The following is a 22,408-nucleotide window of genomic DNA, read 5'->3' as shown; positions in this document are numbered from 1 at the left end:
AAATAAGTAAAAAGAACTAAACTTTTGCCTCTGCATGCCGATATGAATAATAAGGCCGGCACGATACTCCCTATAACATCCTTTTCAGTAGATTTCATTATCGTGCCGGTTTTCTCATATGCAAAGCAATCCCGCCAATCAGATTGGCGGGATTTTATATTTTACATTCCTGTCCAAACGTCTTTCACATAACGTCTTTGATCTTGCAGCTTTTGCAGCCATTCAGCTGATTCTTCCTGACTTGCTCCTTTTTCAGCTTCATACGCCAATCGCAAAGTCTTCTCTACATCAGGAGCCATTTGTGATCCATCACCGCATACGTAAATATGAGCCCCTTTTTCAATGAGTGTCATCAATTTCTGCGTATCTTGCTTGAGCAAGTGCTGGACATATTCTTTTGGTTCGTTTTTGACGCGCGAGTAGCATCGGCGGATTGTGACCAAACCTTCCTGTTCCGCTTGATCCAGCTCTTCTCTGTAAAGGTCGTCATGGTCCGGGCGGCGGCAGCCGAAGTATAAAAGTGCTTCACCAAGGGTGCTTCCTTCCTTCTTCAAAACCGATCTTGCCTGAATAAAGCCCCTGAATGGCGCAATTCCTGTGCCCGGCCCGACCATAATCATAGGCGTTTCAGGCTCATCCGGCATCTGGAATCCGGACTGCGGCGTACGAATGAAGCAGGCTGCTGCATCACCTGTATTCAACTCTGCTAAATAATTAGAGGCGACACCCCGGTATTCACCTCGGCCGCTCCATGCTGAGGCTTTCACAACTCCTACCGTCATGCTCACGATATTTGCATGAACTTTCGGTGAGCTTGAAATGGAATAGTATCTCGGTTTTAGTGATGGCAAAAGTGCTAAAAACCGTTCAAACGGCATTTCGCAAGCAGGATAATCCTCTAAAAAATCAAGCATGGTAAGACGTTTTGCAAGTACCTGCTCTTTGTAAATGCCATCATCTGAAACGAGCTGTTCCAGCTCTTTTTGATGCGGCGGACAAACTGTATAAGAGGCCAGCTCCCGAAGCTGAAGCCTTGATGCCGGTTCCTGCAGCTCTACATAGGACGACAATAAATCCACTACTTTGATCGGCCGATCCATCGGCAGATGAGCCATATGAGCGCTTCCGCTTACTTTTATCACATGATTGGACTGCAAACCGAATCGGCTGAGAACCCGCTGAACAAGCTCCCTGCTGTTCTTCGGCAGGATTCCGATATGATCGCCTTCTTTATATGTTTTACCAGCCGGAATTTCCAATTCAATATGGCGGGTTGAACGCGTGCTGTCAGCTGTCTGGAGTTCTCGATTCTCTAACACAACCCCTTCAAACGCGCCATATGCTTTAGCAACCGGCGTTTCCGTCGCTTCACTGAGAAAAGCAATCGATAATGAAGGCCTGTCTTCTTTCTGGGCTATTTCGTTAATATCAAATGCGTCCATCGTTTCCTTCCAGAAGCGGTTTTCCCAAGACTCGCGATCGCTTTCAAAATCATCGGCGGCGTCACCTTCCCCAATCTCTGTTAAACGCGATGCCCCCTTTGCTTTCATCATGTCATCAATCAGGCGGGGAATCCGCTGATACGTGCTGGCCCAGCTCCGGTTCCCGCAGCCGAATACCGCATAGGAAACACCTTTCAATTGGCCTTCCTCAAGCTCTTTCAGCCACTCTACAAAGCCGGCAGCATTATCAGGCGGCGACCCATTATAAGAAGCCGTTACAATGACGACTGCCCCTTCTTCAGGGAGCTTGCCGATATAATCATCAAGCGGAGCCGTTTCAGCTGTAAAGCCCATCTGGCGGCCTTGAGAAGCCAATTCACCGGCTATTCCCTCAGCTGTCCCAAGGTTTGAACCGTAAAGAACGAGTAAAGGTGTGCCGTGTTTAGGTTTGGTTTCTTTTGGCTTTGTTTCTGATTTGATTTCTGCCTGTTCTTTTCTCTGTACATTGATTGCCGCTGTTTTCCGCGGTTTCACAGTAATTTTAAAATCATCCGGCTTGATCGTTAATGCTTCTTTGATTTTTAGTTCGTAGCCAGTATGGTTAATCAATTCAAAATGCTTTAATACAAGACCGAGAACCATTGTCGCTTCTTGAAGAGCAAACTGCATGCCAATACAAGCGCGCTGTCCGTTTCCAAACGGCTTATACGCATGGTGAGGGATACTTGAAGGATCCTCAAACCGTTCCGGACGGAAATCTTCCGCATCCGGCCCCCAAGCGTTTTGGTCCCGGTGCAGTTTTGGAATTAAAACAGTGACTGGCTGCCCTTTGCTGATCGGATATTCCCCGCCTAGAACAGTATCCTCCTTCGCATATAGAGAAAAAGCCGGAGCTGTTGGATACAGTCTGAGGGTTTCATTTAAAACCATCCGAGTGTATTTGAGCTGCTGGATTTGTTTATATTCAGGCGTGTCATCCGTTAACACGCGATCCGCTTCCTCCTGAGCTTTTTTCAGTTTTTCTGGATGTGTAAGCAGACAATAAATCGCAAAGGAAAGCAAACCGCTTGTTGTCTCATGTCCAGCAATTAAAAATGTGATGATTTGATACCTTATGTTTTCATCATCCAGCGTTTCACCGGTTACTGGATCTTTGGCATAAAGCATGAGAGACAAGAGATCCTTGATGTTATCATCCGGATTCGCCTTTCGCTCCGCTATCATTCTATCAACCAGGGAGTTCATGACTTCTATATCCTTTTGAAACTGCAGCTTCGTTTTCACCATCATCTTATCTTGCAGGCCCAGTCTTTTTGATTGATTCATCGCCTCTTTTAAGGCACGGAGCATACTGGTGATAAACGGATGCTGTGAATCACGGTAAAAGCTGTTGAATCGATAGTTAAATCCGCATAACCCAATCGTATCAAGCGTCAGACGTGTCATATCGTCTGCTACATCAATTTCTTCATTAGGGTTTAACCGGCTCCATTTTTGAATCAGCTGGGTTGCGATATCCAGCATCATAGAATGGTAGCCTTTCATCGCTTTTTGACTAAAACTCGGCAGCAAAATGCGGTGGGCTTTTTGCCAGTTCGGTTCGTGCGTCCAGCTTGTAAATAAGCCATCTCCCCCGAATTCGCGCACCTTTTGCAAGCCTTTGCCAAGGTTCTTGTCAAAGCGGCTTTCATCACACACTTCAGCCACAAGATTGTGGCCCGATACAAAAACACTGGATACTCCCGGAAAATCAAAACGGAAAATCGGCCCCAATTCATCAGCTATCCGCCATAAGGATTGAGAAAGCTGTTCTTTTTCAAGATGCGGAAGATTTTTTAAAGGTCCGTATGTTTTGGGCTGAGGTATTGCGCTTGCCTGTTTCATTAACATCTCCCTTTCCTATTTTTGTGATGAATGAAGCTAATGGCGTCCCAGCAGCATTGTTCCAATTCAGTAATTAAATCAGTGTCCATCTCTATATCACCTGTTTGAACGAGCTGATATATCTTGAGAAACGCCCCTAATACAATCGCAATTAACACATTAGAGGGCAGGCTGCGAATCACGCCTTCCGCTTTTCCCTTATTAAAATAGTCATCAAGCATTTGAGTCAGATTTTCTATCATTTTTTTGCTTGTATGATTTAAGTAATGAGCATCTTTTTTGGTTTCAAGAAAAAAAAGCGCATAGTCGCTCTCTTTCGTAAACTGAACGAGACAGCAAAATACGTGGTGAAAGCCTTCTCTGACAGGCAATTCTGAAACGTCTTGCTTCAGTTTTTCCGTAAATCGCTGGATGCTTTCTTGAAACAGCACGTTTACGAGTGTTTCTTTGCTGTCAAAATAACGATAGATCGTTCCTGTCCCTACATGAGCACGTTCAGCTATCATAGGAATAGTGGTAGCGTCAAAACCCCTTTCCGTAAAAAGTGAGACCGACGCTTTCATAATCATGTCGTATTTACTGCTGGATGCGGATAGCATATAATCTGACAACCTCCGATTCGTTTGCGGAATGAATATTCATTCCTTTTGTTCACAAAGAATGTCTGCCCTGTCTGAAATCACCTCTTTGTTCTTTCTTCTGTTATAAGTTTAAATGAAAAAAACTTTTTTTAATATAAAGTATATGCAAAAAATAAAAAATTAAGAAAATATACCCAAATCCAAATGTAAGGATCTTGGATATATTTCCCGAGAAATTTTTTATTTAACAGCCACAATACATAGACAGGAATCACGCCTGATAACAGAAAGATCCCTGAAATGCTGATCTTTCAGCAGTTGAATATACGTTTTCTCTTTTTCACCGGTATTTGTGTCAATACTGATATAAAACCGGCCGTCAATTTGAAGCACCCTGTAAATTTCTCTTAATGCAAGCCTAATATCGGTGCAGCTCTGAACTGTATGTAAAGAAAAGACTTTATTAAAGGTACGGTCATCAAAGGGAATGTCCTCTGGATAGCCATGAAAAACCTCCCCGTTCCCCATATTCTTTCGATTCGCACGTGATATCTGTCTTACCTTTCGCTTTGAAGGATCAATGCTTTTTAGGCTTCCCTTTTCTAGTTTCTTGGTTATGCTTTTAAAGACAGTGCCATTTCCGATTCCAATTTCTAAAATTCTGTCATTTTCTTGTATATCTATAGAGTCAATCATCATATGCTCAATTGTTTTGGTTAGCTTATATTTCCGAGAAAATAATTTCCGAAAATTCGATCGTTTATAGAGTCTATTTTCTAGCAATTTAAACACCTGCTTTTGGTTTCCTATGTTTATTTATTATCTTAAAAAAATAAACATCATCTTCATTTCTAAAAGTGAAGGAAGGTACCAACTAGACGGCAATGTATTGAAAAATGTTTCAATAGAACTAAACTTTTTCATTTTTTTCCGAAAAAAAAGCAGAAAACATAATGTTTTCTGCCCTCTTTCTAATGCCAATGATAAGGGAATACATACAGCCTTTGCTGCTGCATTGCCATCAGCCTCTGCTGTCGGAATGGATTTCCATAACCATGTTTGAAGGAATGCGGCATGGACGCATAACCATGGCCAATCGACGGCAGTCTTTTTTGATAATCGTTCATCATGCCATCACCTGCCTCACAATAACGTTGATTTACTATATGCAGGCGCGCATTTTCTTGACAGCTATTTCGCTAAACTTGGTCCTTCTCCATTGTATAATGCATCAATAATTCCCTTCTAAGCATATGCCATTCCCCCTTCAGTTTTTTTCGTTGCTTTTAGCGCCAGTTCGTTAAATAAAGATGCTTTAACTGAGACTCTTTCATTTCATCATAAATCTGCTCAATCTGCTGTTCTCGTTCGAATTCTTCCAGGCTTTTAAACCGTTTTTTAATCGTTAACGTTAAAAAGAATAGGTTAATCGTCATATCGCTCACCCCCTTTCAAAGTCCGCATCAAGCGAAATAACCCGCGGCACAACCCTTCTGCCGCGGGCAAATAAAAACCGCAGACAAAAGAAGACACCAATGCCTCTACTGCCTGCGGGGAGTTGCGTATGTCCGACTATTCCGAATTTAATGCGTGCGATAAGCATCGGTTAAGGAAGGACACGAACTCTTCCACAGGCTGAATAAACCATGAACTTTTACATGTGTATCACGTACAGGTTGACGTCGTTTTCTCATTGTCATTTTGGTTCAGCCTCCTTTGCTTTTTTTCTTACTTTGTAAGTATATCCACCAAATTCCATTTTGTAAACAACTTTTTCTAAAAATGGACGGAAATTGTGCAAATTATCGAATGGATTTGCCCGTTGGTCATGACACCTGCTTCATTTCTTTTCTGGAGCGGTCTTTCTTATGATATGCAATAAAATAAATGAGACCGACAAATACAGCTCCGCCGATGACATTACCGATAAAAGCCGGAATGATGTTTCCGATGAACTGCCCCCACGTGAATGAGCCTGCAAAAATGGCAGCAGGAATCACAAACATGTTGGCGACAACGTGCTGAAATCCGATAGCCACAAAAGCCATGATTGGGAACCAGATGCCAAGGATTTTTCCTGCTGCGTCTTGGGCGCCGAAAGAAAGCCACACTGCAAGACATACAAGCCAGTTACAGCCGATGGCGGAAATGAGAACCTTGCCAAAGCTCATATCAAGCTTTCCTTGGGCAACGGCAATCGTTTTTTCTAAATAAGGACCTGTTTCAGTCAATCCAACCAAATGCCCGAAAAAGTAAGCAACAAACAATGCGCCGATTAAGTTCATAATTGTGACGATTCCCCAGTTAATCGCTAACTCTTTTACTGATATTTTTCTCGAAAATAACGCCATCGCAACTGACATCATATTGCCTGTGATCAGTTCAGCGCCAGCGAGAACGACAAGGATCAGGCCGACTGGAAATACTGCTGCACCAATCAAACTGGACAGGCTCCCCCATTCTTTCGGAAGATCGCCGATTACCCTGATATCAAGCAAATACCCAAGCGCGATAAATGCACCGCCTAAAAACCCCAGCACAAGCAGTGACGGCAGCGGGAGCTTTATTTTTTTCATCCCTGCTTCAATTGCTGCTTCCGCTATTTCATCCGGTTTTCGAAAAGCCATAATAAAACGCCTCCATTACTTCTTCTTTTCTCACAGTTATGCAAGAAAGGCAATAAAAAAGGCAGCACTCAAATAACCTGTGTCAAACCAGGCGTTTGAATGCTGCCTAACTTGTATGCATACCCATACAACAATATCAAGCAGTATATAAGATATTGAAAGAGAATATATACAGTTCGTGCATACATTCCATTGCTTTAGCCTTCTATAACTGTAGCAACATCATATCAAATGTGACAAATTTGTGTCAATGACAAATATACTAGCTTTGCAGAACTTCTTTTTGCTCATCTATTTTTCGGTCAAAAACAAATACAGATACAGCGATGTTTTCCTCAATTTTAATATCAGAAAATAAATGGACTAGCTTAGCTCCCATGAGTTCCTCCATTCCTTCCGGTGTTTGTTTGGAATAAAGGTCTTGAATTAGGCTTGTCCGGGCCGCATGTACCATCTCTCTTCCTTCAGGCGTGCGGGCGATAAACTGCTCGCTTGCACTCAGATTTCCGTATAGTGTTGAAACTGCCATGTTTTCTACAAATACAGTATGAATTCTCTCAGGCCCTTTTCCGAACAATTCTTTGCGAAGTTTTCGAATAATATCATTGAATTCATGAATTTTTTTAGACATGCTGATTACCCCTTCCGATATTGCCTTATAAAGGCTTTTCCCGGTTCCCCTCAGGACATTTCACTTGGTTAAAATTTTCCTGCCATATTGTATTATAATAAATATCACATTATAATAAAAGCAGTGTTGATGGATTTGTAATAGGATCTTGTTATGAGTCTATCGTTTTATAAAAATCAAGGATTGGTCTGTTAGTAAGACTTGCTAGTGAACTATTCCGCCATGTGTGTTTACACCTTCTTAGAATTAAGGGCAGGTGTATCTATACATGGCTTTTTTTGACTTCTTGAAAGAAAGATGGAGGGGAATATGAATATGATGGACGTTAAGTCGATCAGTGTCCGTGTAGACGGAACAGAAATTCAAGCACGAGCAGGGGCCACAATTTTAGATATTTTAAATGAAAACGGAATTGAGTACCCGCAGATTTGCCACGTACCAGAGGTTGACCCGATTCAAACTTGTGATACTTGCATAGTAGAGGCAAACGGCAAGCTGGTTCGTTCATGCGCGACGGTTGCAGAAAACGGGATGTCTATTGATCTTTCAGGAAATCGAGTGAAAGAAGCGCAAACCGAAGCGATGGACCGCCTTCTTGAAAATCATTTGCTGTATTGTACAGTTTGCGATAACAACAATGGCAACTGTACGCTGCATAATACAGCGGAAATGATGGGGATCGAGCATCAAAAATACCCATACACGCCAAAAGAAGATCCTTCTTGCGCGGTTGATATGTCTCACCCTTTTTACCGCTATGATCCAAACCAATGTATTGCCTGCGGCCAGTGTGTTGAGGTCTGTCAAAACCTTCAGGTAAATGAAACACTCTCAATCGACTGGGAACGCGAACGCCCTCGCGTCATTTGGGATGAGGGAGTTCCGATCAATGAATCTTCCTGTGTCAGCTGCGGTCAGTGTGTAACAGTATGTCCATGTAATGCACTGATGGAAAAATCAATGCTCGGGCAGGCTGGTTTTATGACAGGCATTAAAGAGGACGTCATGGAACCGATGATTGATCTCGTGAAAAATGTTGAACCGGGGTATGGCAGCATTTTTGCCATTTCTGAAGTCGAAGCGGCAATGCGTGAAACAAGAACGAAAAAAACGAAAACTGTATGTACGTTCTGCGGTGTCGGGTGTTCATTTGAAGTATGGACAAAAGGACGGGATATTTTAAAGATCCAGCCTGTTTCTGATGCTCCGGTTAACGCGATTTCCACATGTGTCAAAGGGAAATTCGGCTGGGATTTTGTCAATTCAAAAGAGCGGATCACAAAGCCTTTAATCCGTAAAAACGGAGCCTTTGTGGAATCTTCTTGGGAAGAGGCCCTCGATCTTGTCGCAAGCAGATTAGGATCAATTAAAGAGCAGTACGGTAAAGGCTCTGTCGGGTTTATTTCTTCTTCTAAAATTACGAATGAAGAAAACTACGTCATTCAAAAACTAGCGCGTCAGGTATTTGAAACAAACAACGTCGATAACTGCTCACGCTACTGCCAGTCTCCTGCTACAGACGGATTGTTCCGCACTGTCGGCATGGGCGGTGACGCCGGCACGATTAAAGATATTGCCAAAGCAGGTCTCGTCATCATTGTCGGTGCCAATCCGGCGGAAGGACACCCAGTGCTCGCAACACGCGTCAAACGGGCACACAAGCTCCACGGTCAAAAACTGATTGTTGCTGACCTGCGTAAAAATGAGATGGCTGAGCGATCCGATCTGTTCATCAGCCCTAAACAAGGCACAGACCAAGTTTGGCTGATGGCTGTTACGAAATATATGATCGACCAAGGCTGGCACGATCAGGCGTTTATTGATGAGAACGTCAATTACTTTGAAGATTATAAAGAAACCCTTAAAACGTATACGCTTGATTATGCAGAACGCATCACAGGCCTTTCAAAAGAAAACATCATTCATATTGCTGAAATGATTCGTGATGCTGACGGCACTTGTGTCCTTTGGGGAATGGGTGTCACACAAAATACAGGCGGTTCTGATACATCAGCAGCCATTTCAAACCTGCTTCTCGCTACGGGCAACTATCGCCGTCCAGGTGCCGGCGCTTATCCTCTGCGCGGACACAATAACGTGCAAGGCGCATGTGATATGGGAACATTGCCAGGCTGGCTGCCGGGATATCAGCATATTACAGATGACAAAGCACGCGCTAAATTTGAAGAGGCATATGGTGTCGAGATTGATGGAAAGCCTGGTTTAGATAATATTCAAATGCTTCATGCCATTGAAGAAGGAAAAATGAAAGCTATGTATCTTGTCGGTGAAGATATGGCACTGGTCGATTCAAACGCGAACCATGTGCATGATATTTTATCAAGCCTTGATTTCTTCGTGGTACAGGACATCTTCCTGTCAAGAACAGCTCAATATGCTGATGTCGTCTTGCCGGCCACTCCTTCACTTGAAAAAGACGGAACATTTACCAACACAGAACGCCGTGTCCAGCGATTGTACCAGGCGCTTCCGACGCTTGGTGACGCAAAACCGGACTGGTGGATTATTCAAGAGGTGGCAAACCGTTTAGGAGCGAATTGGAATTACAGCCATCCGAGTGACATTTTCTCTGAAATGGCGAGTCTTTCTCCTCTGTTTGCCAAAGCAAGCTATGAGGTGCTTGAAGGCTGGAACAGCTTCCTATGGGGCAGCTTCACAGGTGAAAGCACACCGCTTCTGTATGAAGACGGATTTAATTTCCCTGACAAAAAAGCCCGTTTTGCCCTTTCTGATTGGACCGAGCCAGCGGCATTTCCGGAGGAATATGACCTTCATATCAATAACGGCCGGATGCTGGAGCATTTCCACGAAGGAAACATGACAAATAAATCGAAAGGCATCCAAGCGAAAGTGCCGAATGTATTCGTTGAGATCTCACCTGAGCTTGCACAAGAGCGAGGTGTTTGTGACGGTTCGCTTGTACGGCTCGTTTCTCCGTTCGGAGCAGTCAAATTGAACGCGCTGATCACAGATCGGGTACGGAAAAATGAACTCTATCTGCCAATGAACTCGACAGACAAGGAGTCAGCGATTAACTTCTTGACGGGCCCTGCAGCTGATAAACGGACGAACACGCCTGCTTATAAACAGACAAAGGTCCGCATGGAAGTGCTTGGCGGCTGTGAAACAGCGCCGCTTCCAAAAACAAATCCGCGCAACAAAAAACGGCATCCGCAAAACGGAGTCGAAGCGGAAAGAAAATGGAACCGCCCTGGCTATGTCCATCTGACTGATTAAACGATAGGAGGAAAACGAATGGCCACTCCGATTACGACGATCAAAAAAGAAACAAAAACAGCTGAGCAAATTAAGCTTGAAAAAATAGAAGAACTGAAAGAGCTGCTGGCGGAAAATGAGGACGCCGTCTCTAAAACGATGACGTTAATGAATGAACTCAATGATCTTGGAATTTTTGATGCGGCAACAAGCATGCTCAGAGCGAAGGAAGACATTGCCAAGATTGCGCTTGGCCAAGTTTCCCGCGAGCCTGTCACCAACCTCATCAACACGATGATGGCAGCCGGAGGCGCATTGACAAAAGCCGATCCTGAGTTTACAGCAAAGCTTTTAGAAAGCGTAATGGCTGGGACTGAACAGGCACAAAGCTTTTTAAAAGAAGACAAGAAAGTCGGGGTTCTCGACCTGTTAAAAGCAATGAACGACCCTGACATCAACAGAGCCGTCGGCTTCGGCCTTCAGTTTTTAAAAGGCATGGGAAAAGAACTTCGAGAACAATAACAGAAAAACAGCCATCGCTTGATGATGGCTGTTTTTTTATTCGTCGGCTTCTTCCAAACGCTTCTTGTAAATAAGTGAACGGTCAGCGCAAAAGAAGGCACCGGCTAAAAATACGCAATCCGCTAAAAACATCGTCGATTTCTGGCCTAATGTTAAGCCTTGATCAGGGAGAACTGCGCCTATATATAAAAAAGTGCTGACTGCAAGCAATGTAAAAGCAAAATGCTTGTAGTCTTCTTTTAAAGATTTCATTCTATTTTTGTTCAAAAGAATCACCTGCCAGATTCATAGTATACGACTATTATAATATAATCCGGCGGCTTACAGAGAAAGTAATTCTATCCATTTGTTATATATTTTCAAGCGCTTGGCCGATATCTTCCAACAAGTCTTCCGCATCTTCAATTCCTACAGAAATTCTGATCAAGCCGTCCGTAATGCCGAGCTCAAGCCGGCGTTCTCTCGGAATAGAGGCATGTGTCATTCTTGCAGGAACAGAAATTAAGCTTTCAACCGCCCCCAGGCTTTCAGCAATGGTAAACAGTTTCAGATTTCCTAAAAACGCATCAACCCGTTCTTCACTGCCAATATCAAAGGAGATCATGCCGCCGAAGCCCGATCCTTGCGTTTTTGCAAGCTCATGTCCGGGATGATTTGAAGAACCAGGGTAATATAACGTTTGAACAGCAGGGTGATTCTCAAGAAAGCTTGCGATTTTCCGCGCATTTTGATCGATCGCTTCCATTCTGAGTCCCAACGTTTTGATTCCTCTCATTAACAGCCAGGAATCTTGAGGGCCAAGCACGCCGCCTGTGGAGTTTTGCACAAAATGCAGCTCTTCTCCAAGCTCTTTCGAAGCTGTCACAACTAAACCTCCGACGACATCACTGTGTCCGCCAAGATATTTTGTCGCACTGTGAAGTACGATATCAGCGCCTAAAGTAAGCGGCTGCTGAAAATAAGGAGTGTTAAAGGTATTGTCTACGATAAGCAGAACACCCGCTTTTTTTGCGATATCAGCCATGAGCGTCAGGTCGGTGATTTTGAGCAACGGGTTTGTCGGTGTTTCAATATAAATGGCTTTTGTATTAGGGCGAATCGCTTTTTCAACTTCTTCCCTGCTGCTCGTATCAACAAATGTTGATTCAATGCCAAGACGGTTAAGCACCTTTGTCATCACGCGATATGTTCCGCCGTACACATCATCAGTCAACACGACATGATCTCCGCTGTTAAACAGCATCATAACCGCTGTAATGGCAGCCATTCCTGAACTGAACGCATAACCAGCTTCCCCGCCTTCCAATTCTGTCACAAGTGCTTCGAGAGCGGTTCGAGTCGGATTGGCCGTTCTTGAATACTCGTAGCCTGTATGCTGCCCTGCTTTCGGCTGCTTGTACGTGCTTACTTGATAAATGGGCACGGAAACTGCGCCTGTTTTCTCATCACCTGTGATTCCGCCATGTATCATCAATGTTTTTTTCTTCATATCAGATGCCTCCTTTGTATATTTGTTTGCTGATATATCGATCGCTGCTGTCAGGAAATACTGTGACAATGTTAGTTCCAGCGGATGCTTTTTTCGCTTCCTCCAATGCCGCATAAAGCGCTGCACCTGAAGAGCTTCCGATCAGCAGGCCTTCTTTTTCTGCCGCTTCTTTCACAAGTCTAAACGCATTCTCATCTGTTACGGTGTAGATCTCGTCAAAATGGCTCTTATCCATATAATCGGGGATAAACTCCATGCCGATGCCTTCTGTTTTATGAGCATGAGGCTCTCCTCCGTTTAAAATCGAGCCCTCCGGTTCAACAATCACCGTTTTGACTGCTGGATTTTTTTCTTTTAAGAAGGAAGCTGTTCCTGCGAACGTGCCCCCTGATCCTGCCCCTGCGACAAACGTATGAATATTCCCGTCAAGCGCTTCCCACATTTCAGGTCCAAGCGTCTTATAGTAAGTCGATGGATTTACTTGGTTTTTAAATTGCAAGACGCAATAAGAATTTTCAATTTCAGTCTCCAGCTGAATGGCTTTTTGAATGGCTCCCTGCATTCCGTCTTGACGCGGTGTATGAATGATTGATGCGCCAAGCGCTTGCATAATTTGCTGTTTCTCTCTGCTGAAATGTTCAGGGACACAGAAAATCGCTTTCAGCCCATATTTTCTGGCACTCAGCGCAAGGCCGATCCCTGTATTGCCTGCCGTAGCTTCTATAATCACTCCGCCGGGTTTCACCTTGCCTGAATCGAGCGCGTCACGAATCAGCATATCTCCCAGTCTGTCTTTGATGCTTCCCCCTGGATTCATCATTTCAAGCTTGGCATACACCGCGACTCCTTCTGGAACATCAAAGTTCTTCAAGCGGAGAAGCGGTGTATTCCCAATCAGCTCGGTAATGTCCGTAATCACTGTCATATATGTCCTCCTCCTAATTAGAGGTTGTTTTTAGAGAAAAACGGAGGAGAACGTTCTCCCCGTTTTAATGAATTCGTTTGATCACCTTTAACACAAGCTCTGTTGAATGGACAGCCGCCTGCTCTAAAAATTGGTCAAATGAAACATGTGATTCTTTTCCTGCAATATCAGATAACGCTCTGATGACGACAAACGGCGTTTTAAATTGATGGCACACTTGAGCCACTGCCGCAGCCTCCATTTCAACCGCGTACAGATCAGAAAATCTCGCACGCACCTCTTCAACCCGCTTCGGATCGTTCATGAAAGAATCGCCTGTTGCAATTGTTCCTTTTGCAACCTGAATGCCGTCGAGTTCAGATACCGCTTCTTCAGTGATGCTAATCAGCTTTTCATCCGCTGCATAAGCAGCCGGAAGACCCGGCACTTGGCCGTATTCATAGTCAAAAGCCGTTACGTCTACATCGTGGTGACGAACGTCAGTGGAAATAACGACATCCCCTACATTCAATGTATGATGAAATCCGCCGGCTGAGCCTGTGTTAATGACATAATCAGGCTTGTAACGGTCAAGCAGAAGCGTCGTGCTGATAGCAGCATTTACTTTTCCAATTCCTGATTTTAAAAGAATCACTTCAGTTCCTTCATATTCGCCTGTTGTAAATTCACAGTGTGCGATCGTTTCTGTTTTTGCATTTTCAAGTTTGTTTCTTAAGATGGTAACTTCCTCTTCCATTGCTCCGATGACTGCTAGTTTCATCTATTCACATTCCCTTCACTTTACCGTTTGATCGCCTCCATTATCCACACGAAGTCGTTTTGCTGAGTGAATCGGACCGCAAAACCTTCAGCTGTAAACATTTCTTTCAACGCATCCAATATAGGATAATGCTCTGTCTCTAAATCATTTGCAAGCTGATAAAAGCCTTGAGAACGGGCTTTATCGATAGCCTTTTGATACGCTTGCGCATCTTCAAAGACGGTATCGGCAAACACTATTTTATCATGCAAGTGAAGGTATTTGCCATATTGCTTTATGGCAGCCCGCTTTTCTTCGTCAGTCAAATGATGAAAAGCATATGAACTGACAATTGTATCAGCCTGAAATGGCGGCTCAGGGAATGTCAGGAAGTCTCCATCAACGATTTCCGACCTGCCTGAAAGCTTGTCAGAAGCCAGTTTACGCATTGCTGGAGAAGGTTCGATTCCAAATACAGTTTTGCCTGCATCGAGCAGCTTAGCCGTCAAATTCCCTGTCCCCGGGCCAAATTCTAACACATGCGTTCCAGATTTGCTGACGATGGCATCAAGGATATGATCGTAGCCTCTGAATGCTTCTTTATACTGAATATCTAAACCTTGTACTGTTTGATCATAAGTTGCTGCCCAATCTTCAAAGAGAGGGATAAATTCACGTCCCATATTTGTCACACTCCATATTTAATAATTCCTATAAGCATACTATGAATTAATGATGGAACAGTTCCTATAATACCACATCTTCTGAAAAGCAGGTACTAAAACACTTTGTGTATTTTATGCCATCTCATATTGCGCATTGACCGCAAAAAAGCTTATACTTCATATGACTTGTGAAAGCTGGAGGGTCAAGACATGAATTTTCAATTAGATCTGATTAAAGACAAAGTGGAATTTTTTGAAGCGGCTTCATTGCAGGAGCTTGAAAAGAAAATCAATACACAAATTGAAAACAATAAAGCCATCATGCTCCGGGTGAAATCTGTTTCACACCAAACTGCTGTGGCAGAAGGAAGAATATTGTACAGCGCGGTGGTTCATTTCGCAGCTGAAGCCTAAAACAAAAGCAGCCGGTTGTAACCCGGCTGCTTTTGTTTATTTTAGCTTTTCTACTTTTGTCGGCTTCCAGCCTTTTTCATCGACCCATGTAATCGTGACTTGATACTTATTCCCAGTCGCCTTGTCCAAAATCTTGCCTTTGGCATCCTGAGGGCTGCCGTTATTTCCAAGCCAGAGCACCGTCATGTTATCTGTTGAGACACCAGTTGCGTACGAAATGGCTTTCAGCATCTCAGCCCAGTCTTGCGAGCTTGAATCATAAGTAGCGGCATGCTCGCCTGTTTGCTCAGTTCCGACTGCTTTCCAGTCAGGATTTTCATACGTTTTTTCCACATCGCTCGATGAGCCGCCTTCTGTTACTTTTGCATCTTTAAGCCCGTTACCGGCTGAATCTGAGCTTGAATCTGAATCAGAGTCATCTTTTTTAGAAGAAGAATCATCTTTTTTGGAATCAGAGTCAGAAGACTTCTCAGAATCCTTTTCGCTGTCAGATGTATCTTTCTTGCTGTCTTTTATATCCTCATCCGATTTCTTTTCCGTCTTTCCTGAAGCCGGAGATTCCTGTTTTTGCGCCGTTTCAGAATCCTTGCTGACATCTTTGCTAGAAGGACTGTTAATGAAGAGATTCGCTGCTACTACGACAATTAGTATGGATACGATTGCGATTAAAATGTTAAGCACTAAATTGGCTTTTCTGCGTTTATCACGATTTTCATAACGAGATTGATTATTGCTCAATAATTCTGCACTCCTTTATCCCTCTTGGCTCAGCATATATTTTAACATGTGCTGAGAAGTTGTTCTATTTCTGATTGATTTCAATTTCGTGTACTTTTTTAACAATATCATAAAACACCGAATTTGTCAGAGCCTTATCGCCCGGTGTATCCATGTGTAAAACAACCAGAGCGTATTTCGGCTTATCCGCGGGAAAATATCCGGCAAACCATTTTTCATAGAGCGTTTCCTTCTCTTTTGAAAGCTTGCCTGTCTGGGCTGTGCCCGACTTCCCTGCTACAGTATACGGAAGATCTTGAAACCTTCTGCCCGTTCCGGAAGGAGATTCTACCACCTGCCGCAGTATTTTTTGAAGCTGCTGTGACGTATATTTGTCTATCGTCTCCCCTTTGAGCTTCTGATCTTTAAACGTAACGAGCGTTGTGCCGTTCTTATACTCAATTTGTTCGGCAATTTTCACCTGCCGTTTTTCTCCGCCGCGGGCGATTGTCGCCATCATATTGGCTACCTCCAGCGGGGTTACCTTTACATTTTTCTGCCCAATTGCTGTTTGCGCAATGGCTTTTTTGACTGATTTGTCTTTTTCATCCCCCCAAATCACGCCACTTTTTTCGTTATACAGCTGGCGGAAATCGGTTTCGTGGTACAGTTTTCCCTCCCAGCCTGCCCGATCAGTGAGAGCCAGCTTCTCGGACATATCTTCAATAACCGAGCTGTCTTTTTTCATTAATTGTTCTGCAAGACTCGTAAATGTGTAATTACAGCTTTGTGCAAAACTTTCATCAAAAGACAAGGTTCCTTTGTCGTCCCCCGGTTCCCCGTACAGGTTTAAATTGCAATTAAAGGTTTGACTAGGCTTCACCATATTATTTTCGATTGCAGCTGCGGCAATGACTGTTTTAAAAACTGATCCGGGATAGATTGGCGTCAGCATATAATTTTGAAGTGTGTTTTGCCGGGACACATCCGCATCTGGTTTGCTTACAATTCCCAGAATACTGCTATTTTCGATGTCCAGCAGTACAGCTCCTCCCTTTTTCAGCCCCTGTTCATCCAATACCTCCTCCATCGCTTTTTGAATGCTTTGATCGATCGTTGTTTTGACCTGGAGCGGATAAAATGTATTGGCTTCAGCTGTATATTTGACGTCCATGCCAAACAAAGGGTTTCCTTTTCCGTCCACATGATATAAAAGCTTTGTGTCTTGTTCCGGAAGCAAAAACTCGTCAAATGTCCGTTCTAAACCGGTTGTTCCGATTTCTGTTGTAATCGGAAGACTCTCCTTGTCAGGATATTTCTTGCGAAGCAGCGCCGGATCTTGGTTCGTGCTCCCTATCGTATGTGAAGCAAGGCTGGGCTTGTCTTCATTCTCCATATATACGCCGTAAATGCCGGGATATTTCAAAGAATTGATTTTTGTGATAGATTGTTTTGAAAGTGTTTTGATTTTCTTTTGCTGCAAAATGATCGGTTTTTTTGCCTTACCTAGTGTCTGGCGCAAATCATCTTCAGACATGCCGAGGATGTCCGCAACTTTTTTGATCGGCCAATCCTGCGTCAGCAGAAAAGGGAACAAAACAACCGCAGGCTCGCTTTGTCCTGTCAGCGCCCGCCCGTTTCGATCTAAAAAAGAGCCTCTTCCATCTGAAATGAGCACTTCCTCCGTCCGCTGTTTCACGCTTTCTTGAATCAAATTAATTTTCCTTTTAGAAAATGATTCTGTGAAAAACAGCTGGATTTCTGCAAGCCTCAGCAGAAGCAGAAAAAATACAATCAAAAATGCGATGACTGCCAGCTTCATTCGTTTCGATATCTTCATAAAAAAACACCTCACCCACATTGTGGACGAGGTGTTTCGCTGCTAAACAAATATTATGAAATTTTCACAATTTTCACGAGCATTTCTCCGCCCGGTGTTTGTACTGTGACTTCTTCATCTACTTTTTTGCCCAAGAGGCTTTTTGCGATCGGTGAGTCGTTTGAGATTTTCCCTTCAAACGGGTCAGCTTCCGCGCTTCCGACGATCGTATATGATTCTTCATCACCGTCAGGCAGTTCGACGAAAGTGACGGTTTTACCCAAACCGACAACGTTAGAGCCGCCGTCATCTTCAATGATTTTCGCATTGCGAATCATATTTTCAAGAGTCGTCACGCGGCCCTCTACAAATGCCTGCTCTTCTTTCGCTGAATCGTATTCAGAGTTCTCGGAAAGGTCTCCGAAGCTTCTCGCAATTTTGATTCGCTCTACTACTTCTTTTCGTTTAACCGTTTTCAAATATTCTAATTCTTGTTCAAGTTTTTGTTTTCCTTCTGCAGTCATAGGAAATACTTTCTCTTGTGCCATGTCCCTTCACTCCTTCTGGTTGTCCCTCAACATCTTCGATTATGTATGAGAGCATAAACTAAAAAATACAAGAATGAGAACACAGGGCAGTCCTCGTTCTTCTCTCCCATATAGGTACTGTTTATCTTAAACTGAATCGTGTCGTTCTGCAAATATTTCGCGTTTATAAACAGGGAAAGAAGGGAATTCGCACATTCCCTTCCTGCCTATACATAATATGGTCAGAGTTATTTATGTCTATGCTATGGTATTACAAAATCGCGTTTTGTTCAAGAATGGTTTGAATTTTTGTGACCATCAGATCAATTGTTCCTCTAGGGTTTAGAATACAACCCATTTATAACTAAATCCTGTTATGTCAGGCTTTTTGCAAGGCATCATTATATGTCTATTTGCACTGGTTTGCAATGGTTTATAAAAAAATGTGGGCAAACCGTGGGCAATATGGCATTTTTCTTCTGTTATAATTAATGTATGAACTTGATAAGGGAGTGACCATTTTGAGTCTTAACAAAGCCCGCGGATTTTTATATACTTTAGCACGCATCTTGGGTGATGTGCAAGCCGCAAGAAAAGGAACGCTTGGGAAAAGAATTGCTCGCCGCGCTGCGGGTAAAGCCACTAACAAATTAATGAGAAAAATCATTAAGTAGGCTTGTAACATGAATGATTTTGAACGTAAGTTATATCGGATCATCGTTAACATGCGTTTATATGGAAAGAACCCGACTTTGCCAGAACTAAAAAGAAAGACCGGGAAAAGTGAACAGGAAATACGTGAGACTACAAAAAGCTTAATTCGTAAAGGTGCTCTTTCTTGGGATAAAGAAAAGAAAATATGGATTATTTAAAGCCCGCCTTATGTGAGACGGGCTTTTTTTATGAGGATATTATCTTTCCTCAATAGGATTGTGTTTAGTTGCTTTCAACCCAGTTATAACTTTTTTGATGATCCTTAGTATTACATAAACCATCAGAACGGCGATTAAATAATTAACAACATTAAACTCTGTCTTTATAAATTCTGTTGGAGTAAATAACAAAAACCTATTTCCTACAAACCCATCATAACTACGATAAATCACAAATTGAATAGGGAAACCGAGAGCATACCCCAATTCTGATACCTTCTCATAGGGTATTACAAAAATCGAAATAAGTGGAACTAGAAAGCTTATCAAACCTAACTTGTATTTTTTCAATCGGTTTTTCATGCAATCACTCCCTTCCCCTTATATGTTACCCGGCAATTATAACATATCCAAATAAATAAATTTATTGAAAAATATAAATCTTTTGGTTTTTTATGGATTTCAGGACTTTCATATGTTTTAATTGGTTTGTAAGAACTAAATTGAATGGAGGTTGAAAGTATGAAAAGGATTTTAGTCTTAGTCATTGCCCTTGGCTTGGCTTTGGTTCCTTTTGCTTCAGCCAACGCAGAATCCACAACAAAAGAGATTGCTGAAACAAAGAACCAAGTGGAAGAGTTACAAAAGGACCTTGGTTTTGAATTAGTGGATGTCTCAAGTGAAGAATTTTCAAGTGTATCTAAAAAGGATTTTTTGAAGTTTGACTCAGTTCAGGATTTTGAAGAGTTTATTAAAGATGCCCAACAACCACAAGAGTTTGAAGAGTCTATTAACGTTAGTGAAGATACTCCCCTAATAAAACCACAAGTAAGTGACTCGCATGTTATCAATTGGTGGGCGCCTTTTACAGGTTGGGGTATGACAGGGATGGCTTGCTGGAAAAATATCGCGTTTAACTATCAATATAAATTTGTAAATAAGAAGCCTCAGTTCACCAAAGTGTCAGGTATTAACTCTTATGTTACTGGCCTTAACGTAGCTTGGTGGAAACAAACTGGGAAGAGTTATAACATTACTAAAAAGAAAACAACTAATGATACTGCAAAAATTAAGGTTGTAGGGGCTATGGTTCTCGGTATAGACATTAAAGGATTTACGATTGGAGCTAAAATCGGACAAACTTGGAACGGTAGTTTGACTTTATATTAAAAGCAAAAAGGGGTATTGATACCCCTTTTTATTTTATTCTCTTTCCGTAATTAAGTGCATAGTCAGAATGCTTTTTATTTCAATTTCTCTTCAATTTTCGCTTTTGTCTTAGGTCCATAGATGCCGTCAGCAGTCAGGCCACTTACTGACTGGAACCGTTTGACCGCGTTTGCTGTTTTCGGGCCGTAAACGCCGTCAATGCCGTTATTCTTTGCCCCTTTATCCGGGTAGAAATAAAGAGAAGCCAGAGCATTTTGAATCTTCCTTACATCATCCCCTTTTCGCATAGGGCTTGTTACTCTAATGACACCAGAAGGCAGCGCATATGACGTTTTTTTGCTACTTGGTTTAGAGCTTGAAGTGCTTGAGCCTGTGAGCTTTAATACTTGGCCGACCTTGATCAAGTTCGGGTTCTTGATACCGTTCAAGCTTTGCAGGGATGCCACACTCACCCCGTGCTCTTTTGCAATTGTGGAAAGAGTATCTCCTTTTTTGACTGTGTAAGCGCCCCCAGAAGCTTTAGGCGCAGATGATGACGGCTTAGAAGTTGTTTTCCCGCCCAGAGCCTTCAATTCTGCTTCAATGGCAGATTTAACCTCGTCCCATCTTCCCTCTGACAAAATACGGTGCGGGCAATACTTGCCGTTCCAGTCTTGATGCTTGCGGACACGATCAATTCCCCAGCCGCGCTCTTTAAGCAGCTGCGCCACAAACTTGATTGCCAGCTTTTCTGCTGCCTTGTATTTAGGGCCTCCAGACTTGCTGTAGCAGATTTCGACACCGATAGATTTACGGTTCCCGGTGCCGTTTTTGCCGTCTCCTGTGTGCCACGCATTACGATTTGTAGGGATTCCCTGCCGTACCTCTTTGTCATCGACTGCAAAGTGAAAGCTTGTCGAGCTTGTATTCCCGATCATATAGCTGATCTCGTTAGCAGCTGACGCGTCGTTTGCTGTATTGTGGATAGTAATGTATTCCGCTGTCATTGGGTTAGGGCATTTCAAAGGGTATTTTGCTTCTGATACAAGATTCTTTTTCACTGCGATTGTCATAAGTGTTCTCTCCTTTATTTTTGATATAGAAAAAGCCGCCGGGTTATCCAGCAGCCTGTTCATCCTTTTCTTTTGTTTGTTCGTTGTCATTTTCGATTACGTGAAGCCGATCAGTAATGGCAGCCGGAATCTTAACACCAATCTGTGCAAGGTTCTCCGTAATGGAAAGCCCCTCATTGGCGATATAAAAAAGAACGGTTCCAAATGTCAGGACACCGTTCAGATTGAGGATTGTATCTATGATATTTGCCACAATGACCACCAGAAAACTGAGCATTTTTCGGACATATCCAAACCAAGCGCTCCGGCTCCGCAGCTTCTTAAATTTCCATGCCTTGATCACACCCGTTATTACGTCAAGAATGCTTAGAACTAGTAGTAAATCAAGATACTTCACACCCCCAAACAGGTAAACTCTCGCTAAATCCAATGTTTCAAAATTAATAAACACAGTTGTATCCTCCATTTCTTGTTATCACCTCCTTAGAGGCAAAAATAAAAACGCCTATTAAGCGCTTATCATTCTTTGTTCAATTCAACCCCAGCAGGCTCGTCAGTCTCCCCCAGAAGGGACGTCGCTGGGAGAAGGGTAATCTTTTCCGGTAATTTCTTTGTATTGAATATCTGTTATCTTGCCTAGTTTCACATATTTAGCAACATCTTCATCATTGTAAGCTTTCCAGCTGTAGCAGTATTGAATACATTTAAACCATTCCATTTACAACACTCCTTTTTCAGTCAAAGACATTAATAGGCTCGCTATTGTCTCGGCTTGCTCTTGTGATTGTTTTTGCGTTTCCGCCAGCTGCATGAGCAGCAACGCGTTTTGTTCTTTTAATTGGCTTACCGGCGACACTTCGGATGCCCCGGCGCTTAGAATCTCGTCAATCTCTTCCTGTGTGGCTGTCTCTGTCCATTCCTGCTTCTCTGCATCGAACTTTGGCTTAAATAAAGAAGGAGAGTCCGGCAGCTCTACGGTCGTGCAATCTGCAGGAATGATATAATCGCCTTTTTCGTCTATTTCAGTGACCAACATGGGTTCGATAAACACATAATTCTCATCATATCTATAAACCTGTAACATTCTTATCCTCC

The 22,408-nt window shown here is 42.9% G+C and carries 25 protein-coding genes and 1 pseudogene; 6 read left to right on the top strand and 20 right to left on the bottom strand.

The window, feature by feature from the left end; all coding sequences use genetic code 11:
• Positions 1-161: 161 nt before the first annotated feature.
• The 7 genes and pseudogenes from cypB to M1D94_RS07895 all read right to left on the bottom strand — a co-directional run bounded on the left by cypB (position 162) and on the right by M1D94_RS07895 (position 7,165).
• On the bottom strand, positions 162-3,326 hold the full coding sequence (gene cypB / locus M1D94_RS07925; RefSeq protein WP_141949560.1) for a bifunctional cytochrome P450/NADPH--P450 reductase CypB: 3,165 nt from the start codon (positions 3,324-3,326) through the stop codon (positions 162-164).
• Positions 3,327-3,341: 15 nt separating this feature from the next.
• Positions 3,342-3,925, bottom strand: a pseudogene (gene fatR / locus M1D94_RS07920) (transcriptional regulator FatR).
• Positions 3,926-4,147: 222 nt separating this feature from the next.
• Positions 4,148-4,690 carry a class I SAM-dependent methyltransferase gene (locus M1D94_RS07915; RefSeq protein ID WP_046160639.1) on the bottom strand — a complete coding sequence of 181 codons (543 nt, stop codon included), beginning with the start codon at positions 4,688-4,690 and terminating at the stop codon, positions 4,148-4,150.
• A gap of 188 nt (positions 4,691-4,878) precedes the next feature.
• Positions 4,879-5,037, bottom strand: a complete 159-nt coding sequence (locus tag M1D94_RS07910) for a hypothetical protein (protein WP_003229817.1) — start codon at positions 5,035-5,037, stop codon at positions 4,879-4,881.
• 156 nt (positions 5,038-5,193) lie between these two features.
• Positions 5,194-5,343 (bottom strand): YrzI family small protein, encoded by a 150-nt coding sequence (locus M1D94_RS07905; protein ID WP_004399102.1) that lies wholly within the window; start codon positions 5,341-5,343, stop codon positions 5,194-5,196.
• A gap of 390 nt (positions 5,344-5,733) precedes the next feature.
• Positions 5,734-6,534, bottom strand: a complete 801-nt coding sequence (locus tag M1D94_RS07900) for a formate/nitrite transporter family protein (RefSeq protein ID WP_003229815.1) — start codon at positions 6,532-6,534, stop codon at positions 5,734-5,736.
• A gap of 262 nt (positions 6,535-6,796) precedes the next feature.
• The gene (locus tag M1D94_RS07895; RefSeq protein WP_003229814.1) at positions 6,797-7,165 is read right to left on the bottom strand and encodes a DUF2294 domain-containing protein; all 369 of its coding nucleotides are present in this window, start codon (positions 7,163-7,165) and stop codon (positions 6,797-6,799) included.
• 315 nt (positions 7,166-7,480) lie between these two features.
• Between M1D94_RS07895 and fdhF the strand changes: the two genes are divergently transcribed.
• A complete protein-coding gene (gene fdhF, locus M1D94_RS07890; protein ID WP_080481283.1) occupies positions 7,481-10,423 on the top strand; it encodes a formate dehydrogenase subunit alpha in 2,943 nt (980 codons plus the stop codon).
• A gap of 18 nt (positions 10,424-10,441) precedes the next feature.
• Positions 10,442-10,924 carry a DUF1641 domain-containing protein gene (locus M1D94_RS07885; RefSeq protein ID WP_003229812.1) on the top strand — a complete coding sequence of 161 codons (483 nt, stop codon included), beginning with the start codon at positions 10,442-10,444 and terminating at the stop codon, positions 10,922-10,924.
• A 36-nt stretch (positions 10,925-10,960) separates the two neighbouring features.
• On the opposite strand, the gene M1D94_RS07880 is transcribed toward M1D94_RS07885, so the two are convergent.
• From M1D94_RS07880 to M1D94_RS07860, 5 genes are all read right to left on the bottom strand, one after another.
• The gene (locus tag M1D94_RS07880) at positions 10,961-11,191 is read right to left on the bottom strand and encodes a YrhC family protein (protein WP_003237358.1); all 231 of its coding nucleotides are present in this window, start codon (positions 11,189-11,191) and stop codon (positions 10,961-10,963) included.
• Positions 11,192-11,273: 82 nt separating this feature from the next.
• The gene (locus M1D94_RS07875; protein WP_077671550.1) at positions 11,274-12,413 is read right to left on the bottom strand and encodes a bifunctional cystathionine gamma-lyase/homocysteine desulfhydrase; all 1,140 of its coding nucleotides are present in this window, start codon (positions 12,411-12,413) and stop codon (positions 11,274-11,276) included.
• Between the two features lies 1 nt (position 12,414).
• Positions 12,415-13,338 carry an O-acetylserine dependent cystathionine beta-synthase gene (locus M1D94_RS07870; RefSeq protein ID WP_077671549.1) on the bottom strand — a complete coding sequence of 308 codons (924 nt, stop codon included), beginning with the start codon at positions 13,336-13,338 and terminating at the stop codon, positions 12,415-12,417.
• 64 nt (positions 13,339-13,402) lie between these two features.
• Positions 13,403-14,098, bottom strand: a complete 696-nt coding sequence (gene mtnN / locus M1D94_RS07865) for a 5'-methylthioadenosine/S-adenosylhomocysteine nucleosidase (protein ID WP_014477493.1) — start codon at positions 14,096-14,098, stop codon at positions 13,403-13,405.
• Between the two features lie 20 nt (positions 14,099-14,118).
• Positions 14,119-14,760: a class I SAM-dependent DNA methyltransferase gene (locus M1D94_RS07860; protein WP_456270494.1), complete on the bottom strand. Its 642-nt coding sequence runs from the start codon at positions 14,758-14,760 to the stop codon at positions 14,119-14,121.
• A gap of 192 nt (positions 14,761-14,952) precedes the next feature.
• Between M1D94_RS07860 and M1D94_RS07855 the strand changes: the two genes are divergently transcribed.
• A complete protein-coding gene (locus tag M1D94_RS07855; protein WP_014477495.1) occupies positions 14,953-15,156 on the top strand; it encodes a YrzA family protein in 204 nt (67 codons plus the stop codon).
• Between the two features lie 36 nt (positions 15,157-15,192).
• Here M1D94_RS07855 and M1D94_RS07850 read toward each other — a convergent pair whose 3' ends face one another.
• The 3 genes from M1D94_RS07850 to greA all read right to left on the bottom strand — a co-directional run bounded on the left by M1D94_RS07850 (position 15,193) and on the right by greA (position 18,240).
• Positions 15,193-15,894, bottom strand: coding sequence for a YrrS family protein (locus M1D94_RS07850; protein ID WP_038829651.1), 702 nt, complete (start codon positions 15,892-15,894; stop codon positions 15,193-15,195).
• Between the two features lie 64 nt (positions 15,895-15,958).
• The gene (locus tag M1D94_RS07845) at positions 15,959-17,713 is read right to left on the bottom strand and encodes a peptidoglycan D,D-transpeptidase FtsI family protein (RefSeq protein ID WP_456270493.1); all 1,755 of its coding nucleotides are present in this window, start codon (positions 17,711-17,713) and stop codon (positions 15,959-15,961) included.
• Positions 17,714-17,766: 53 nt separating this feature from the next.
• Entirely contained in the window at positions 17,767-18,240 is a 474-nt protein-coding gene (gene greA / locus M1D94_RS07840; RefSeq protein ID WP_004399078.1) for a transcription elongation factor GreA, read from the bottom strand.
• 500 nt (positions 18,241-18,740) lie between these two features.
• Between greA and M1D94_RS07835 the strand changes: the two genes are divergently transcribed.
• The gene (locus tag M1D94_RS07835; RefSeq protein WP_162868972.1) at positions 18,741-18,893 is read left to right on the top strand and encodes a hypothetical protein; all 153 of its coding nucleotides are present in this window, start codon (positions 18,741-18,743) and stop codon (positions 18,891-18,893) included.
• Positions 18,894-18,902: 9 nt separating this feature from the next.
• Positions 18,903-19,091: a hypothetical protein gene (locus M1D94_RS07830; RefSeq protein ID WP_041850131.1), complete on the top strand. Its 189-nt coding sequence runs from the start codon at positions 18,903-18,905 to the stop codon at positions 19,089-19,091.
• A gap of 39 nt (positions 19,092-19,130) precedes the next feature.
• Here the strand turns inward: M1D94_RS07830 and M1D94_RS07825 are convergent, their stop codons facing one another.
• On the bottom strand, positions 19,131-19,454 hold the full coding sequence (locus tag M1D94_RS07825; protein ID WP_088326066.1) for a hypothetical protein: 324 nt from the start codon (positions 19,452-19,454) through the stop codon (positions 19,131-19,133).
• A gap of 159 nt (positions 19,455-19,613) precedes the next feature.
• Between M1D94_RS07825 and M1D94_RS07820 the strand changes: the two genes are divergently transcribed.
• Complete coding sequence (locus M1D94_RS07820; protein ID WP_041345325.1) at positions 19,614-20,261, top strand: hypothetical protein; 648 nt, start codon at positions 19,614-19,616, stop codon at positions 20,259-20,261.
• Positions 20,262-20,335: 74 nt separating this feature from the next.
• Here M1D94_RS07820 and M1D94_RS07815 read toward each other — a convergent pair whose 3' ends face one another.
• From M1D94_RS07815 to M1D94_RS07800, 4 genes are all read right to left on the bottom strand, one after another.
• The gene (locus M1D94_RS07815; protein WP_456270492.1) at positions 20,336-21,313 is read right to left on the bottom strand and encodes an N-acetylmuramoyl-L-alanine amidase; all 978 of its coding nucleotides are present in this window, start codon (positions 21,311-21,313) and stop codon (positions 20,336-20,338) included.
• Between the two features lie 43 nt (positions 21,314-21,356).
• On the bottom strand, positions 21,357-21,779 hold the full coding sequence (locus M1D94_RS07810; protein ID WP_088326061.1) for a phage holin family protein: 423 nt from the start codon (positions 21,777-21,779) through the stop codon (positions 21,357-21,359).
• A gap of 87 nt (positions 21,780-21,866) precedes the next feature.
• Positions 21,867-22,031, bottom strand: a complete 165-nt coding sequence (locus tag M1D94_RS07805) for an XkdX family protein (protein WP_088326059.1) — start codon at positions 22,029-22,031, stop codon at positions 21,867-21,869.
• Positions 22,032-22,397 carry a hypothetical protein gene (locus M1D94_RS07800; RefSeq protein WP_088326057.1) on the bottom strand — a complete coding sequence of 122 codons (366 nt, stop codon included), beginning with the start codon at positions 22,395-22,397 and terminating at the stop codon, positions 22,032-22,034. It lies immediately after the preceding gene.
• Between the last annotated feature and the right edge of the window lie 11 nt (positions 22,398-22,408).

Source organism: Bacillus sp. JZ109, from assembly GCF_053903135.1.
The sequence above is the reverse complement of the archived record's forward strand: the minus strand, read 5'-3'. Positions and strand labels throughout refer to the sequence as shown.